The sequence below is a fragment of the Pantoea sp. X-Soil-TKNS-1211 genome (genome assembly GCF_059730495.1).
The window spans coordinates 164,813-181,966 of record NZ_AP035955.1; the positions used below are offsets into that span (position 1 = coordinate 164,813).

General features: G+C 53.1%; 17 protein-coding genes. 13 read left to right on the forward strand and 4 right to left on the reverse strand.

Going from position 1 to position 17,154, the window contains the following annotated elements:
- Positions 1–274: 274 nt before the first annotated feature.
- From AC6I8W_RS24110 to AC6I8W_RS24125, 4 genes are all read left to right on the forward strand, one after another.
- Positions 275–727 (forward strand): nuclear transport factor 2 family protein, encoded by a 453-nt coding sequence (locus AC6I8W_RS24110; RefSeq protein WP_497839045.1) that lies wholly within the window; start codon positions 275–277, stop codon positions 725–727.
- A gap of 38 nt (positions 728–765) precedes the next feature.
- Entirely contained in the window at positions 766–1,665 is a 900-nt protein-coding gene (locus AC6I8W_RS24115; RefSeq protein ID WP_497839046.1) for a hypothetical protein, read from the forward strand.
- Between the two features lie 247 nt (positions 1,666–1,912).
- Complete coding sequence (locus AC6I8W_RS24120; protein ID WP_497839047.1) at positions 1,913–3,181, forward strand: methyl-accepting chemotaxis protein; 1,269 nt, start codon at positions 1,913–1,915, stop codon at positions 3,179–3,181.
- A 79-nt stretch (positions 3,182–3,260) separates the two neighbouring features.
- Positions 3,261–3,920: a DUF1345 domain-containing protein gene (locus tag AC6I8W_RS24125; protein WP_497839048.1), complete on the forward strand. Its 660-nt coding sequence runs from the start codon at positions 3,261–3,263 to the stop codon at positions 3,918–3,920.
- On the opposite strand, the gene AC6I8W_RS24130 is transcribed toward AC6I8W_RS24125, so the two are convergent.
- The gene (locus AC6I8W_RS24130; protein ID WP_497839084.1) at positions 3,917–4,225 is read right to left on the reverse strand and encodes a hypothetical protein; all 309 of its coding nucleotides are present in this window, start codon (positions 4,223–4,225) and stop codon (positions 3,917–3,919) included. The genes AC6I8W_RS24125 and AC6I8W_RS24130 overlap by 4 nt on opposite strands.
- 116 nt (positions 4,226–4,341) lie before the next feature.
- The gene (locus AC6I8W_RS24135; RefSeq protein ID WP_497839049.1) at positions 4,342–5,703 is read right to left on the reverse strand and encodes a hypothetical protein; all 1,362 of its coding nucleotides are present in this window, start codon (positions 5,701–5,703) and stop codon (positions 4,342–4,344) included.
- 105 nt (positions 5,704–5,808) lie between these two features.
- Between AC6I8W_RS24135 and AC6I8W_RS24140 the strand changes: the two genes are divergently transcribed.
- A complete protein-coding gene (locus AC6I8W_RS24140; RefSeq protein ID WP_497839085.1) occupies positions 5,809–7,128 on the forward strand; it encodes a glycoside hydrolase family 10-like protein in 1,320 nt (439 codons plus the stop codon).
- 96 nt (positions 7,129–7,224) lie between these two features.
- On the opposite strand, the gene AC6I8W_RS24145 is transcribed toward AC6I8W_RS24140, so the two are convergent.
- Positions 7,225–8,277, reverse strand: coding sequence for an endonuclease I family protein (locus AC6I8W_RS24145; RefSeq protein ID WP_497839050.1), 1,053 nt, complete (start codon positions 8,275–8,277; stop codon positions 7,225–7,227).
- Between the two features lie 233 nt (positions 8,278–8,510).
- Between AC6I8W_RS24145 and AC6I8W_RS24150 the strand changes: the two genes are divergently transcribed.
- On the forward strand, positions 8,511–8,819 hold the full coding sequence (locus AC6I8W_RS24150) for a hypothetical protein (RefSeq protein ID WP_497839051.1): 309 nt from the start codon (positions 8,511–8,513) through the stop codon (positions 8,817–8,819).
- A 66-nt stretch (positions 8,820–8,885) separates the two neighbouring features.
- Here the strand turns inward: AC6I8W_RS24150 and AC6I8W_RS24155 are convergent, their stop codons facing one another.
- Positions 8,886–9,542 carry a GntR family transcriptional regulator gene (locus tag AC6I8W_RS24155; RefSeq protein ID WP_497839052.1) on the reverse strand — a complete coding sequence of 219 codons (657 nt, stop codon included), beginning with the start codon at positions 9,540–9,542 and terminating at the stop codon, positions 8,886–8,888.
- Between the two features lie 166 nt (positions 9,543–9,708).
- Between AC6I8W_RS24155 and AC6I8W_RS24160 the strand changes: the two genes are divergently transcribed.
- Genes AC6I8W_RS24160 through AC6I8W_RS24190 form a run of 7 tightly spaced genes read left to right on the forward strand, consistent with a single transcriptional unit; the run spans position 9,709 to position 17,152 of the window.
- Complete coding sequence (locus AC6I8W_RS24160) at positions 9,709–11,202, forward strand: ABC transporter substrate-binding protein (protein WP_497839053.1); 1,494 nt, start codon at positions 9,709–9,711, stop codon at positions 11,200–11,202.
- Positions 11,199–12,047, forward strand: a complete 849-nt coding sequence (locus AC6I8W_RS24165) for an ABC transporter permease (protein WP_497839054.1) — start codon at positions 11,199–11,201, stop codon at positions 12,045–12,047. Before AC6I8W_RS24160 ends, AC6I8W_RS24165 begins: the two co-directional genes overlap by 4 nt.
- Before the next feature lies 1 nt (position 12,048).
- On the forward strand, positions 12,049–12,963 hold the full coding sequence (locus tag AC6I8W_RS24170) for an ABC transporter permease (protein WP_497839055.1): 915 nt from the start codon (positions 12,049–12,051) through the stop codon (positions 12,961–12,963).
- Positions 12,960–14,387 carry a M20/M25/M40 family metallo-hydrolase gene (locus AC6I8W_RS24175; RefSeq protein WP_497839056.1) on the forward strand — a complete coding sequence of 476 codons (1,428 nt, stop codon included), beginning with the start codon at positions 12,960–12,962 and terminating at the stop codon, positions 14,385–14,387. Before AC6I8W_RS24170 ends, AC6I8W_RS24175 begins: the two co-directional genes overlap by 4 nt.
- Positions 14,371–15,369, forward strand: a complete 999-nt coding sequence (locus AC6I8W_RS24180) for a 1-aminocyclopropane-1-carboxylate deaminase/D-cysteine desulfhydrase (RefSeq protein ID WP_497839057.1) — start codon at positions 14,371–14,373, stop codon at positions 15,367–15,369. The genes AC6I8W_RS24175 and AC6I8W_RS24180 overlap by 17 nt, the downstream gene beginning before the upstream one ends.
- Positions 15,370–16,341 (forward strand): ornithine cyclodeaminase, encoded by a 972-nt coding sequence (locus tag AC6I8W_RS24185; protein ID WP_497839058.1) that lies wholly within the window; start codon positions 15,370–15,372, stop codon positions 16,339–16,341. It begins immediately after the preceding gene.
- Complete coding sequence (locus tag AC6I8W_RS24190) at positions 16,331–17,152, forward strand: sulfurtransferase (RefSeq protein WP_497839059.1); 822 nt, start codon at positions 16,331–16,333, stop codon at positions 17,150–17,152. The genes AC6I8W_RS24185 and AC6I8W_RS24190 overlap by 11 nt, the downstream gene beginning before the upstream one ends.
- Positions 17,153–17,154: the final 2 nt, after the last annotated feature.

Below are 17,154 nucleotides of genomic sequence, written 5' to 3' on the forward strand. Positions count from 1 at the left end.
AGTCGCTCAATCCGACCTGTAACTGATGCCGAGCTATTCCTCTCATAACGTTTAACTGCAGCCTGGAAAGTGGTGAGCGACAAGTTACCGCTACGGAATGCACCAGACAGCGCTGCGCGAAAACTCCCTGCCAGTTCCAATTCCCCTGCACTTCTCTCAGAATTCACGTAGCGACGCCAACTCGGTGTTACCTGATATTTTTCTGAACTCTGATAATGCAAATTTACCCCCATGCTATGTTTGATTGCCCAAAGCAAACAACAAAGGAAATGTTATGCAGGTCTTTAACAAAATCATGTTATCAACGATCCTTTTCATCCTGATGACGATGGGAAACGCATTGGCGGCAAGTAGCGCTGAAACTGCTGTAGCTAAACGTGAACAGCAGTGGCGGCAGGCATGGGTCTTGAGTGATTATAAAACCCTTGAGAGTCTTCACGCAGAAAATTACTACGCCATTAATAATGAAGGTCACTTCACTTCGCGCGAGCAGGTATTGTCAGACGTCAAGGCAGGAAAATTCAGATACACCAGCATGCAACATAAAAATATGCATATTCGTATTTATGGTAACACTGCGGTTGTTACCGGACTGACCATTAATGATGGGCAACGTGGTGCGCGTGATGTGAGTGGTATATTTGCCTATACACGCGTTTATATTAAAGAACATGATAGCTGGCGGGCTGTACTGGCACAATATACGCGGCCCAAAGAAAGCTACTGAATTTTCTCCGTATATAACTCATCATTGGGAGTGTAAATATGGTAAATCTTGTACGATGGTTGGCATTCGCAGCGATTACTTCTAAAACTCAATTCGAATTACAGGGTGATGACGCAAATAAAGTCGCCAAATCCATTAGCCGTATAGGCAATAATGCTGAAAGCGAAATAGCGTCAACAAAAGCAAAAACCTGTTACATTGTAACCCCCTGTGTTTGTTTATCAACCAATATAATCAAAGCTATAGGATCCCCTCCCAACTTTGTTGAGGCGAACAGAGAAGCTACTGCGCTATGGATAAAAACAACGGGAGAATTGAAGCAGCAAGAGAAGATAAATAATAACCGCCATGCCATGATGGAAACAAAAACACATCAACAATGCCATAACGCCTTATTATCCGAAAAACAAAATATAGGGAATTTAATTATTTATAGGGATTTTGTCTGTAAAGGATTAGAATCCATTATAGAGGAAATACGGGAGACCGAAGTTTTTTTACCTGGCGGCTCTGACGATGAGATCTTCGCAGCAAAGCCGACGATAAAACAGATTCCACCTCGTCAGTGCCATAGCATGACAAGCGGTAAAATTAATGAAAAGATAGAGAAATGTCAAAAATACGCTCAAGATTTCAAAGAAAATAATTTATATGGCACCCCGGATGAAATAAAAGAAAATAATGAATTCATCAATAGGATCCATGCTGATTTGGCTATTTTAAAAATCGTTGCAACAGAATCAAATGAAAACATTGACGATATATTAGCAAATTTACGCCGGAATTGCGGAGATGATAACCAGGATATCTACCTGGCTCACGGTAACTCAGCAACATTGACTTTTAGTGACTTTATGCGACTTATTACCCGGCTTAAAGGGCATCTCGAGTCATTGAAAACCTGGCTTCAGCCGACCATGACAATCCGGGACAGATGACCAACATTAAATTTATCTGAAGTTTTTATGTTTACTGTCGATACTGTAATGGATAACGATCTTTTCAAGCCGACACCAGGCAGATGACCACCATAACAATCCCGCCTGCGCACCATGCAGCGCAGCAGAGACACCCTCCTTCGCCATATCAGCGAACGAAGACGTGTCCGGCAGGGAAAACCATCCGCAGCCGTTAGTTGCGGCGCGCTTTGTTAATCGGAATAACGATAACCTCCTGGGGTGTCTTATGTTTGGTGTTAAAAAGTCAGGCTTTTATGGCGGCATCGCGAAGGACATTGAGGCGATTAAACAGCATGTGGCATGGATTGAGTTTTCACCCGACGGTGAAATACTCAGTGCCAACCAACAGTTTCTGGATGTCACCGGCTATCGTCTGGAGGAGATTCAGGGTCAGCATCACCGGATCTTCTGTAGTCCGGGCTATACCCAGTCAGCGGACTACCGCCAATTCTGGCAAACGCTGGCTTCCGGTGAATCAGTCACCGGTATTTTTGAACGTTTCAACCAGCAGCATCAGCGTTTTTATCTCAGCGCCACTTACTTTCCGGTCTGCGATGATAAAGGCAAAGTGTATAAAGTGATTAAAGTGGCAAGCGACATCACCTTACGCCATCAGGAGCTGGAACAGAAAGAAGCGGTGATCACCGCGCTGGACCGCTCCATGGCAGTGATAGAATTTACCCCCGACGGCCATATTCTCACTGCTAACGACAATTTCCTCACTCACATGGGTTATACCCTGCCGGAGATTATCGGTAAGCACCACCGTCTGTTCTGCTATGACAACTTTTACCGCGAGAATCCTGATTTTTGGCAGAAGATCGCCAAAGGTCAGCACTTTGTCGGCCGCTTTGAACGCAAAACTGCCAGCGGTGAACGTATCTGGCTCGAAGCCAGTTATAACCCGGTGTATGACATGGATGGCAGGGTGTACAAGGTGATCAAGATCGCCTCCGATATCACCGCCCGCGTCGAGGCTGCAAAACGGGTGGCCGATATTGCCGTCACCACCTCGGAACAGACTTCGCAAATCACCCACAATGCTAACGCCGTGCTGGATGAGACGGTGCGCAACTCCGGGCTGGTGTCAGTCCAGGTTAACGCTGCCACTGAGATTGGTGCGCAACTGAGTGCATCAGCCAAAAGTATCAGCGAAGTGGTTGCCTCGATTAATCTGATTGCCTCACAAACCAATATCCTGGCACTGAACGCCGCCATCGAATCGGCCCGAGCCGGCGAAGCCGGGCGTGGATTCAGCGTAGTCGCGGGTGAAGTCCGTCGCCTTGCGGCATCCACCGCCACCGCCACGCACAAAATCACTCAGGTGGTGGAAGAAAATGCCCGATTGATTCAGCAGATGTATCATCAGCTGGATGAGGTCAAACATTTTGTGGTGTCTGAACAGGATAAAATCAGCGATTTGTCGCGCAGCCTGCGGGAAATTAATCGCGGCGTACATGAGTTTGTCAATGTGATACATCGGCTGGATGTGTGATTAGCTGCGTGGAGGACGCTAAACCGTCCTCCACGCCTATAGTTAAGCTACACGCTTATTTTGCCAGGCCATGATAATAATGGACTTTTCTTTCCACACTCATCTGCGTACCCGGTTGCGCTTTACGGTTTCCATCGCCGTCGGGATGCTGTGCTTTTTCTTACTGCCCGTCCAACTGGGTTATCTGCAACGACTCCTGATCGGCTGGAATGTTCTTGCGTGGTTGTACCTGATTCTGGTCTGGCTGCGCATGTTGCGCACCGATGTGAAAGATATTCCGCATATCGCCAAACAACAGGATGAAAGCGCGACGCTGGTGCTGAGTCTGGTGACACTGGGATGTCTGGCCAGTCTGATGGCAATTCTGATGGAGCTGCCTTCGCTAAAACATCTGACCGACACGCCGCGCGTGCTGCATCTGCTGCTGACGGCCAGTACTCTGGTGGTTTCATGGGCGTTGTTGCCAACATCATTCGCGCTGCATTACGCCCATCATCACTACCTGCGTCGTAGTCATGAGGTGACACCGATGATCTTCCCGGAGAAACCGGACGATCCGGGTTACTGGGATTTTCTCTATTTCTCCTTCACCATCGCCGTGGCGGCACAGACCGCCGATGTGGCGACCGGCACCACCGACATCCGGCAAATCGCGCTGTTACAGTCGGTGATCTCCTTTATCTTCAATCTGGCCATTTTGGGGTTGTCGGTTAATGTTGGCGCGGGATTGTTAAGTTAACGGCGCCCTTTGGTTACCGATGCCGACCAGTTGAAATCACTGACTTCACTGGCGGCCAGTGATTCCGGTTTTTTCTTCTTCAACGGTTTCTTTTTCGCTTTCTCCGCCAGCGCTTTCTGTTTTGCCTGTTTCAGCGTCATGATTTGCTGGCGGGCTTCGGCGGTAAATTCTTTCTCTTTTTTAGCGTCCGGTTCCTTACCGCTGCGCTGACGGTACTTCTGTACCAATCCCCTGAACGCCTCCTCTACTGCCAGCCGCTCATCCGGGTCGAACTGGTCAATGGAAATCATTTTTTTGTCGCTCATCATTTTGGGTCCTTAATCGGGTTATGTGGAAGTATTTTAGTTGATGACCATATGTAAAATATCGATCATTGATCGATGGCAGGAATGGCCTGATATTCTCCATTACAACATTAAAGCTATCCCGGCTGCTGTGCCTGCTCAAGATATCGGATCAAATCCTCTGAGCGTGGTGGGTACACATGATCCAGCCACAATATAACCAGTGCTACACTGCGCTGCCAGTTGTGTACATGAGCGTGACGGCGTAGCGAGTCAACAGCAAGAACGTCTATGTCAGCGTTATCATCGTATTCCATTAGTTTAATATGTTCCAGATTGAATCTTTTTTCCTTGCGGAACTTAAATGCTTCATCAATAAGTTGAATATCCTCTATCGACATTGGCTCGCCAATTAATGTAAAAGTACGTTGCAGCTGTAAATTGCTCATGCTGGATATGTTTCCACTATATTTTAACTGATAAAGCATATCCAGATTATTGCTGGATCTCCCGGGATAACTTAATGCCCTCATCAAACGACTGACCCACTCATCCTCTCTGCACTCGTATTTTTTCATCACTCTTTTTATTTTACACATGGGTACGATTTCACCTGTCATTTCGTAAAGCAGCACCCAAGCCTGGGACCAATGCATGCCAGGACGATCTTCCCTTGTACTGAGTTTAGTATGGAGTTGGGTAAAATTTTTTATATCATTAAACCAACAAGCCTGTTCAACACAGGTTTTGGTTTTTGAGACTATAGCGAGCATACGGGCGGTCTCATCTGATATTTCGAGTTGCCAGACTTCTTTTATCGCTTTCTTCCATACACTCCATTCCGCATGAATGTATGCTGGATCCTTTTGTAAGGGGATTAGCAGGTTAAGATGGTTAACTGAACCCACAGTGGCAAGCGATTCTTGGTCAGGTTTATTGTTTTTTAATAACTTCACTATCGAATCAGGTATAGCTGAAAAGATCTTTGCCAGAATCTGACTTTGTCTGGCACGGGTCAGAAAGTTCGTTTCTCCAGTAATTTCTTTCAGCGCCTTTTCCATAGCAGCCGAATGGAGTCTGATATCCATAACCTTTAACATCAATACCAGCTGTTCAAATCTCTTACCGGGTGTGAGTTTGCTATCAATACGTTTCCATATGGTGTTCATGAGTTCATACAGTGCTTTCCCGTTGGGTTCTGGAAAGAATGCGGCCGTTTCCAATTTATACTTAGCGAGTTCGGATAGTTGTTCATCGATCGATTTACCCTGAACGTTCTTATCTTTAAGCAGACTAAGCGCTCGATGAATTTTGCATGCTGGCGTCATTTCCGGTATGGGTGGATGAGTTAATTCAGCAGGCGCAGCTTCGAACGACGAAGGATTTTGCATTGTCTGAGCAATACTGCTTAAAGAGGAAATGCACGCATATACTGTTACGACGAGGCTTTCAGCTTCAGCGATTAACAACTGAGTCGCTTGTGCCGTGATTTTGACCATAAAAACTCCTGTACTGAACTTGTCCATGTACGAAAAGTATAGCGCCTGGCTTGACTTTGCACGCCACACTCAGAAAATGTCTCTTTTGCGTGAAAACCAGAACCACTGGAGCTTATCATCGCCCTCTCGCCCAAAAGGACTGGCCTGCTGGTCGCCATCGGCTTGCTACTGGCCAGCTGCGCGTCGCCACCGCCGAAATCCCTGGTCACCCCGCTACCTCCCGTTGCGCAGCGACCTTTGCCGACTAAGCCGATGAGCCAACAGGAACCGGTACGCGGCGTCTGGCTGACCACCGTTTCCCGCCTCGACTGGCCGCCGATCGCATCGGTGAATGCCAGCAGTGCCACCAGCCGCATCCGCCAGCAGCAACAAGCGCTGACCGATAAACTGGATAAGTTGAAAAGCCTCGGTATCAATACCGTCTTCTTCCAGGTGAAGCCGGATGGCACCGCGTTGTGGTCCTCTAAAATTCTGCCGTGGTCAGATATGCTGACTGGCAAGATCGGGGAAGATCCCGGTTATGATCCCCTGCAATTTATGCTGGATGAGGCGCATAAACGCGGCATGAAAGTGCACGCCTGGTTTAATCCGTATCGGGTATCCGTCAATACCAAGCCTTCCACCGTGAAGGAACTTAACGCGACTCTGCCACTGCATCCCGCCAGCGTGTTTGTTTTGCATCGCGACTGGATCCGTACCGCAGGCGACCGTTTTGTGCTTGATCCCGGCATCCCGGCGGCGCGCGATTGGATCACCAGCATTGTGGCGGAGGTGGTCTCCCATTACGCGGTTGACGGTGTCCAGTTTGATGATTATTTCTATGCGGAATCCCCAGGTTCTGTGCTGAATGATAACCAGACGTTCAGAGAATATGGCGCAGGATTTGCGTCCAAAGCCGACTGGCGGCGTCACAACACCCAGCTACTCATCGCGCAGGTGTCGCATACCATCAAACAGTTGAAACCCGAGGTCGAGTTTGGCGTCAGTCCGGCGGGTGTGTGGCGTAATCTGTCGCACGATCCCTCAGGTTCCGACACCCGGGGGGCCGCCGCCTATGATGAGGCGTTTGCCGATACCCGGCAGTGGGTGCAGATGGGGTTGCTGGATTATATCGCGCCACAAATATATTGGCCTTTCGCGCGCCAGGCGGCACGCTATGACGTGCTGGCTCACTGGTGGGCAGACGTGGTGAAACCCACGCACACCCGTCTCTACATCGGCGTTGCGTTGTATAAAGTGGGTGAACCTTCGCGAAGTGAACCAGACTGGACACGCAATGGCGGCGTGCCGGAACTGAAAAAGCAGCTGGATTTGAATGAATCGTTACCGCAAATCAGTGGCACGATTCTTTTCCGGGAGAATTATCTCAACCAACCGCAGACGCAGCAGGCGGTGAATTATCTGCGCAGTCGCTGGGGAAGTTAATAACATCCAGCGCAAATTCGTAGCGACACGATTTATCGCGTTCTTTTGGTCGTTAAACCCGCGCGATAAATCGCGCCGCTACGGGATGCATCTACGCTATATCGGTCCCGCCATCAGGGTTTTTATCGTCTCTGCGCGCTGGCCCGTCTGGTTATCATAAATCGAGAGTTTAACTTTTACCGGAAACGAGGTTAGCGGTGCTTTTGCGGTACGAATCATCGCGCTCGGTCCATTGGTCGCATTGAAGATAATGCTGTTCTGATGATCACTGATCACCTCCCATGAAATAACCACATCATCTTTTGCCGTTATCTTTTTGCCGTTGATGACAGAGTCGATGGCGTCCAGCACCAGAAAGCGTTGATTGATCACCTCCTGGCCCTGCATGGTCTGAATCACCGGGATAACCGGGCATTGTTGCTGGTAGAGACTGGTAGCCCATTCCGGATAATCGATGAAAGGATTGCGGTTTTGCTGTCGTTCATAGATGCGATCGTTACGTATCCGCTCACTATCAGACACCGGGTCCTGATAATGCCACGACAATAAATCACACACTTTGCCTAACTCGTTACCACTGGTATTGATTTTATCGACAAGTTGTAAATCGCCGACGTGGGATTGATCATTACCTTCATAACGCACATCCATATACAACATCATGCGTGCAATATCCCCTTTCACCCGGTCAGCAGGTTCAAAGTCATATTTTCCGACCAGATTATCGTCAAGTGTTAAAACAGGCGTGGCTACCCACGAAAAATCTTTATTGCCTCTTTTTTCATTAATAATACGAAAGGACGGACGAATGTGATGCAGATCGGTATATGCCGTTTGGCTCTCATTCTTGAATCCATGACTTTTAGGCCAGAGATGTTCACGGTTCCATGCGTATTCCTGATTCCCCCCTGCACCGCCAATACGGAAAGTTTTAGGCACCGATTTCCCGGCATAGACAACAATGATATTATCGGTATTGGCGGGATCCTCATCGGTATATTCCAGTTGCTGCCAAAGCTCCTTATAGGAAAAAACTTTCTGGTTTTTTATTAATTCGTTGAGGGCGCGCCTTAATTCAATACCTTCTTTTCCTTCGACCCCCTGATAGTATGACTGACTGTTTTGATTTAGCATGCCGGCCAACGTCATTGCAGACCATGACAATGCTAATAAACATGATACAAACCTGATTAACATATTAACCCCATGAATTATTGGCAAGATTATAAACACTAATAAGAATAAAATCCCATTAATACATTATGTCTGAATTTTAATAATTATTGTGATAGCCGATTTTTCATATTCTCTTGTTTGTCAACGGGAATCAGAACCATGGAAAAAACAAACAACAATATCGTTACAGCCAATCAGAAACCCGAGTGGAAAAGCGCACCCGCTTGCAACTTTTACAAGAAAAACAATGTGCATCCTGGTACACAAATACGACAAATTCTGAAATGAACCATCATCAGGGAAATAATAATATTTCAGATACCTTTTTAACCAAAACACCTAACGGAAAGTGTGTCCAACGGGTACTGGATCGTATTGGCTTTATAGCAAAAGAGACGATTGTGGTGGATTATAGTGATAACCGGGATGTATATGTATTAATCGAACCCGACGCCAAAATCCATAGCAATTTTACGATTCATTCAGCGCGTAAATCAGAACCTCTTCTGGATTAAGCCACAACTGCGCGATAAATCGCACCGCTACGATTGCGTGCACACATTTATCGCGCCCTCCTGCCATCAAACAAAGTACGTCCTCAGCAGAATCGCCGCACCATCGTCAATCGCCTTCATCACCACCTGCTCTGCCACTGCAATATCTTTTGCCTTCAACGCGTCGAGCAAGTGATCGTAATTATGCCCTTTGGTCATTTCCATCGATTGCGGATAGAGATAATTCAGACAGGGTCCAATCTGCACCCACAGTTGTTCAATCAGCAGCAATAACGTCGGCATTTGCGCATAGCCGTAAAGGGTGAAACGAAACGCGCGATTGGCTTCCAACGCGGTTTCCACCTCCCCACTCAACTTGGCCTGCATAAAGCGATCACATAATTTTTTTAGCTCAGAAAGCTGCTTTTTCGTGATATTCGCTGTTGCCATCCGCACCGCCAACCCTTCCAGTTGCTTACGTATCAGAGTGATCTCCTGATATCGCTCCAGGCTCATTTCCGGGACCAGAAACGCTGCCGCCGGGGTGGCATCAAGTGCGCCAGCGGAAACTAAGCGCAATAACGCCTCACGCACCGGGGTGATGCTGGTGCCCAACTGGGCAGCCAGATCTCTTGTGACAAGACGCGCGCCGGGTTTGAGTTTGCCGACAATCAGGGCGCTGCGCAGCGTCGCTTCTACCTGGGCGGTCAGGCTAAGGCGCTGGGCTTTTTCCATCTTAATCATGCGTTTTTTTCCTTTCCCGGATTATGAAAATGGTAAGAAGTTTAAATGTTTTGTTGCCAAAACGACCTACTATAGGATATATCATGTATTACAAAACAAGCGAAGCACGATCAACACAGCACCACTCTTTTCACTACGTTACCGAATGCATTTTGGGATGAAGTTTATGAGATTACCTGCAGTGAAGTTTGCTACCACCGCATTGCTTTTTGCCCTGTTGCCCGCCAGTTTACAGGCGGCTGAACTGACCATTGCCCAACCTGCCTCCGCAACAGCTTTGGATCCTGGCTTCCTGAAAGAAGCCGCCACGCTGGTGGACAATATCTTCGATACCCTGGTACGCCGCGCGGATGACATGTCGCTGCAACCGGGACTGGCGACCGACTGGAAAGCCATCAACGACACCACCTGGCAATTCAACCTGCGCAAAGGCGTCAGTTTCACCGATGGCGAACCGGTGAATGCCGCGGCGGTCAAATTTTCTATCGACCGAATTCTCGACCCGGCCAACCACGCACCCACTATCTCCTACATCCGCACCATCAAATCGGTGGAAGTGGTCAATGATTATCAGTTACTGATCCATACTAACGGTCCCGATCCACTACTGCCAACCCGCATGAGTCGTTATCCGGCCTATATCGTCCCGCCCGCGTATGTGAAAAAAGTGGGAGCCAGCGAATTCGCCCGCAAACCAATTGGTAGCGGTGCTTACAAGCTCGATACTTTTATCCCGGATGAAAAAGTCGTGATGGTCGCCAATGACGCATACTGGCGTGGCAAACCTTCCATTGAGCGCGTCACCTGGCGTCCGATCCCGGAGGCTACTGCCCGTATCACCTCGTTGCTGACCGGTGAAGTCCAACTGGTGGAAAGCGTACCTGCCGATCTGGTGCCTGCGCTGAAAAATCGTCCGGGCGTTGAGCTGGAGCAGGTCAAAGGCGGTGGGTTAACCATCTATCTTGGTCTGAAAAACAACGAAAAACCGTTAAACGACGTGCGCGTACGTCAGGCGCTGTCGCTGGCGCTGAATCGTCAGGCCTATACCCAGCAATTGCTGCACGGCTACGGCACCCCGACCGGTACGATGGCCGGCGCAAACGATTTCGGTTATCTGGCGGTGCCCGCGACCACCCAGGACGTCGCCAGGGCCAAAACCCTGCTGACGCAGGCCGGATATCCAAACGGCTTTACCCTGCGCTTCCAGGCTCCACGTCGCTATATCGCCAGCGCGGATGTCGCCCAGGCGATCGTACAGGATCTGGCCGCGATCGGCGTCAAAGCCCAGCTCGAAGTGCCGGAATGGTCGGTTTATACCCAGCAAGTCGCGGCGCAGAAGCAAGCGCCGATGTATATGCTGGCGTGGGGATCGACCCAGACACTGGACGCCGATGCCGCCCTGTTCCCGATTTTGCATAGCGGCGAGCCGTACTCCACGGTGAACGATCCTGAAATGGATAAGTTGCTGGACCAGAGCCGTCAGACGGTGGATGCCGCGAAGCGCAAAGTGCTGCTGGAGCAGATTCAGCAACGCGTCGCCGAACAGCAACCGCTGATCCCGCTGTACCGCGAAGATACGCTGTATGCGCACAGCGACGCGCTGACCTTTAAAGGCCGTGTCGATGCCCGCATCCCGCTGTTCGATCTGAGGCTGAAATGATTACCCCGGCAGCAGCCTTACAACGTCGGCCACGCCGTATTTTTTACGGTGATGCCATCATCGGCAGCGTTTTGCTGTTGGTGGTGATCGTGGCGGCGTTGCTGTCTCCGTGGCTGCCATTGCCGGATCCGTTAACCAACCAGTTAACCGAGATGTTTCTGCCGCCAGGCTCTGGCGGCCATTTGCTCGGCACCGATCAGTTGGGTCGTGACCTGTTGTCGCGCATTCTGGCCGGAACGCGTCTGTCGTTGCTGGTGGTGGTGCTGGCCGCTGTCATCGGCGCGGTGGTCGGCGTGGCGCTAGGCATGATTGCCGGTTACGCCGGTGGCTGGGTTGATGCCTTAATTATGCGCCTGATTGATATCCAACTGGCGGTGCCGTTTATTCTGCTGATCCTGCTGGTAATTGCCTTAATGGGCACCTCCACCACCAACATTATCGTCATCATGGGCGTGACCAGTTGGGCGATCTACGCCCGTGTGGCGCGCGCCAAAACGCTGGAAATTCGTGAGCTGGAGTATATCCAGGCGGTGAAAGCGATGGGGTTCTCGCCATTGCGCATTTTGCTGCGCCATATTCTGCCCAATCTGCTCACCCCATTGGTGGTGCTACTGACGCTGGATATTCCGCGCCTGATTGTCCTGGAAGCGTCTGTGGGTTTTCTCGGTATGGGCATCCAGCCGCCGACACCAACCCTTGGCAACCTGATTGGCGAAGGACGTTCTTATATGTTGCTGGCGCAGTGGCTGGTGCTGTATCCCGGCCTGGTGATCGCCGCGCTGGTGATTGGCTGCAATCTACTGGGCGATGCCCTGCTGCGCCGTACCCACATGAGGCTGGATTAAAATGCTGAACATTTTACTCAATCGCCTCGGGCAGTCGGTGCTGGTGTTGTTCGGGGTATCGCTGCTGATTTTCTTCAGCCTGCATCTGACCGGCGACCCGGCTGCATTGATGATGCCACCCGGATCCAGCCAGCAGGAGATTGATACCTTTCGTCACAGCATGGGTTTTGACCGCCCGCTGCTGTGGCAGTACGGCCACTACCTGAGTGGCGTGTTGCAGGGCGATTTTGGTGAATCGCTGCGCTACAGCCAGCCGGTGCTGGGGTTAATTGGCGAGCGCCTGCCCGCGACCGCGTTGCTGGCCGTCAGTGCGCTGGTGTGGAGTTCCCTGCTCGGCCTGCTGCTGGGCATTATCAGCGCCCTGCGGCCGCACAGCATCTGGGATCTGATCTGCCGCCTGGTGGCCTTCAGCGGTCAGGCGGTGCCGGTGTTCTGGCTGGGGCTGCTGATGATTTTATTCTTCAGCCTGCACCTGCGATGGCTACCCGCCAGCGGTTACGGCAGCGTTGCTGCGCTGATTATGCCAGCCTTCAGTCTTGGCGCGTTTTATATGAGCGCGGTGGCGCGTCTGACGCGCGCCAGCCTGCTTGAGGTGCTGCAACAGGATTATATCCGTACCGCGCGCGCCAAAGGGTTGAGTCAGTGGCGCATCGTGGTACGCCATGGCTTGCGTAATGCGTTGATCCCGGTGGTGACGGTACAGGGTATGTACTTCGCCTCGCTGCTCGGCGGTGCGCTGGTGACAGAAATTATCTTTGCCTGGCCGGGCATTGGTCGCCTGGCGATTCAGGCGATTCAGAACCGCGACTTCCCGCTGGTACAGGCGATCGTCCTGTTGGCCGCGCTGGTGTTTGTGGTGATTAATTTGCTGATCGACCTGTTGTATCTGGTGCTGAACCCGAGGATCCGCCTGTGAACCGACTCGATGCCACTCTGGAACTGCTGAGTGAACTGACGCGCTGGCCAAGCGTGTCGGGGCAGCTCGACGCACAGCGCGGCCTCGCCGCCTGGCTCGAATCCTGGATGGTGACGCAGTTGAACGCCCGCGTGATCTATCCGGTTGCCAGCCAGGTGACCGACACGCCGCCGGTGGTACATGTCCGTATTGATACCGGGGCCAGCAAAACCGTGGTGCTGTACAACATGTACGACGTGATGCCTGCTGATGACGCCGGATGGGACGTGCCGCCATTTGTCGGCGGCGTCTGCCACTGGGACGATTTAGGCGATGTGTTTGTCGGACGCGGTGCGGAAAACAACAAAGGCCCGGTCGCCGCGCTGTTGATTCTGCTGCGCGAGCTGCTGCACAACAACCAACTGGCGGTCAACCTCGAAATCTTGCTCGAAGGCGAAGAGGAAATCGGCAGCGGCACGCTGCGGCGTTACCTCGCGCAACAGCCCTGCCCGGTGGCTCCGGCTGAGGCGGTGCTGTTCCCGTCGCTGTGTGAATATGGCGGCGGCGCGCCTCGCGTCTATCTCGGCTTCACCGGCCTCGCCACCGGACGCTTAAGCGTCCGCGGTGGCGACTGGGGCGGCCCTTCCTCCGCCATTCACGCCAGTAACGCCGGATGGATAGCCAATCCCGCCTGGCGTCTGGTGCAGGCGCTGGACGCCCTCGCTCCCGCTGCTGACAGCGGTGTGCTGGGCTACATCGCGCCGGATGCCGAAGCCAACGCGCTGCTGGCAACGCTGGCGCAGTCGTTCAGCATCGATGATGAGCTACGCTTCCGCCGCAGCCAGCGCCTGATGATTAAAGGTGACACCGTCACCTGTCTGCAAACCTTACTCGGCAGTGCGGTACTGACGTTGGCCGAGTTGCATAGCGATCCGGTCGGCGGTCGGGGCGTGATCCCGTTTCGTGCCAGCGCCGAGCTGGCTTTCCGCATCCCACCCGCTTTTGATCAGGATGCGATGATTGCCGCCGCCCAGCAACGCCTGACGCAGCCGGATTTGTCCGGCACTGAGCTGGAACTGGTGGATCGCTATCCTGGCGTGCGCTTTGGTCGCCATGCCAGCGGCGTCGATGAGTTGATCACCAGCTATCAGACATTGGGCGCAGAGCCGCAAATCTGGCCGTGGGCGCCAGGTTGCGCCCCGGCATATGCCTTCGCTGCCATCGCCCCCGCTTTTTTGATTGGCGGCCTCGGCCACGGCGGCAACGCCCACGCCGTAAACGAATTTGTCACCCTGACCGGACTGGAACGCTTCCAGCAGTCACTGAGCCTGTGGCTCACCGCATTTACTGACTCGACCTTTGGTCGGGTCGCGCCACACCAGGGAAACACCAGAGAAGTACTAAAACATAATATTACAGGTAATTTTAATGAAGACAGTCGATGAGTTTACACGCGTGCCGTTGGGGTTCTTCCCCACGCCGCTGGAGCCGCTACCGCGGCTTGGGGAGGTATTAGGCATAAATCTCACCATCAAACGTGATGACTACAGTGGCTTCGGCGGCGGCGGCAACAAGGTCCGTAAGCTGGAGTATCTGATGGCAGAAGCCTGCCAGGCGGGCGTCAACGTGGTGATCACCACCGGTGGACATCAGTCAAACCACGCCCGCATGGTGGCAGCGGCGGCGCGTAAGTTTGGTATGCGTCCGGTGCTGGTGCTGCGCGGCAACCCGCCTGCCAGCTGGCAGGGTAACTTGCTGCTCGATAAGCTGTTCGGAGCCGAGGTGCAATTCCTCGACCCGGACGGTTACTTCACCCAAATTGAAGGGGCGATGCAGGCCCACGCCGATGCGGCTAGCGCCCGCGGCGAGAAACCGATGATCATCCCACTGGGCGGTGCCACACCGCTGGGCGCACTGGGTTATGTGCGTGCGGTCGAGGAGATAAGCCGGCAGCTTGCGGAACGTCACGCCCCGGTGCCGGATTTTATCGTGGCACCGACCGGTTCTGGCGGCACCCTCGCCGGTCTGCACGTGGGGACACGGCGCTATTGGCCGGAGACCAAAGTGATTGGGATCAGCGTCAGCGCCAAAGCCGAGTGGTTCCAGCCGCGTATTTCCGGCATGGCGCAGGATTGTGCTGACCTGCTGCAATGGCCGCAACAGTGGCAACCCGAAGATATCTGGATTGAAGATGGCTATGTCGGTGAGGCTTACGGCATCCCGTCACCTGGCGGTATCGACGCCATTTATCAGCTGGCGCAGCAGGAAGGTGTACTGCTCGACCCGGTTTACACCGGCAAAGCGATGCATGGGTTGATGTCGCTGGTGAAACAGGGGCGCATTCCGCAGGGTGCCAACGTGACCTTCGTGCACTGTGGCGGTTCTCCGGCGCTTTATCCGTTTGCCGACCGGCTGCTGGAGCAGTAAATGCGCGTGCTGGACGAAGCCACGGTAGCGCTGCTCGGCGGCGATGATCCTGCGTTAGCCTTGGTCGATGTGCGTGACGTTGTCACGCTGATGCGCGCGGGCGAGACTCAGATGCCCGCCGAAAACCATATCGACCTTGCGACACCGCTCGGCAAAGCCTATGCACTTCCCGCCAGGGTTGGCGGACATTTTAACGCGGCGGGCGTCAAATGGACCGCCCACCGCCCGCAGCGACCTGATACCTTACCCGCCGCGTTGGGCGTCACGCTGATCAACGACGCCGCAACCGGTGTGCCGCGTGGCCTGCTGGCGAGCGGTGGGTTAACCGCTGCACGCACCGCCGCAGTGACAGCGCTGGCGCTGCTGTATGCCGCTCCGCGTCCGGTTGAGCGTGTGTTGCTGCTGGGCGCAGGTTTTCACGCCAGAGCGCATCTGCGGATGTTGCAGCAATTGTTCCCGGCGCTGACGCAAATTGGTGTGTGGAATCGCACTCCGCAGAACAGCGCCGACTTCAGCGGCATCACCCCCGAACCGGATCTTGACGCGGCGCTGGCAAAACCGTACGACGCGGTGATCACCTGTACCAGCGCGGCACAGCCGATCGTCGATGAGCGCGCGGTCCGTCCGGGCCGCCTGATTGTCCAGGTGGGTTATCACGAGGTGAGCTTTGCGGCGATTAAAGCCAGTCGTCAGGTGGTGGTCGATGCATGGGGAGATTTCGCCCAGCGCAGCGCCAAAAGTTTATTCCAGATGTTCCGCGCCGGTGAATTCGCTGAGCGCCAGGTGGCTGCCGATCTGACCTCGCTGGTGATTGATGGCTGGCGACCAGACGCGGCGGACAGTGTTTATTTCTCCTCATTTGGGCTGAACGTCTTCGATATTGCCCTCGCCGCCCGCGTGCTGGCAGCCGCAGAACAACAACAGCTGGGCACCTGGCAACCGCTGTTTAATGGAGTCGCTGATGATCATTAAGGCCAGTGCGCTGCGGTTGAGAAAATCACGCGGCGAACATTTTTTACTGATTGACGTACGCGACGTGGCTGACTGGCAAGCCAGTACGTTGCCCGATGCGCAGCATTGCAACGTTTATGATTACTTTATCGCCGACAGTAGCCCCGCCGGACTGGCAAAAATGGCGGCGGATGCGGCGGCGGCCCTGCAACCGTTGTTTGATCGCTATCCGACGGCCACACCGGTGTTTTTTGAGCAACAGGTGGGCATGCGTTCGCCACGCGGTGCCTGGTTTGCCTGGCTGCTGGGGCGGGAAGACGCTTTGATTCTTGATGGCGGCGTCGATGCCTGGCGTGAGTTGGGTGGCGAGCTGCAACCCGGAGAGGGCTTAAGTTACACTGTCACGCAAAATACCGGTTTGACTGCCGTGCCCTGGGACAGCCGCTGGGTCAGCAGCCGTCAACAGGTTATCAATGCCGATGGCAAAACGGTGATCAACGTTGACGCACGTCGTCCATCAGAGTTTGCTGGCAGTTTTGTGCACGATTGTTGCCAGCGCGCCGGGCGTATTCCTCATGCGCGCCTGCTGTTCTGGGAAGATGTGCTGGAAAATGGCCGCTTCCGCAGTGCGGCGGATATTGCTCAACGGGCGGAAGCCGCAGGCCTGGCGCGCGGCGCACAGCTACAGGTATATTGCCATCGCGGCGCACGCGCTGCCACGGTGCTGGCGGCGTTAAAACTGGCGGGTTATCCACAGGTGGCCATTTACGTTGGTTCCTGGCATGAATGGGCGGAACATGTTGAACTGCCAGCGCTCACATCATTGCTGTAGTG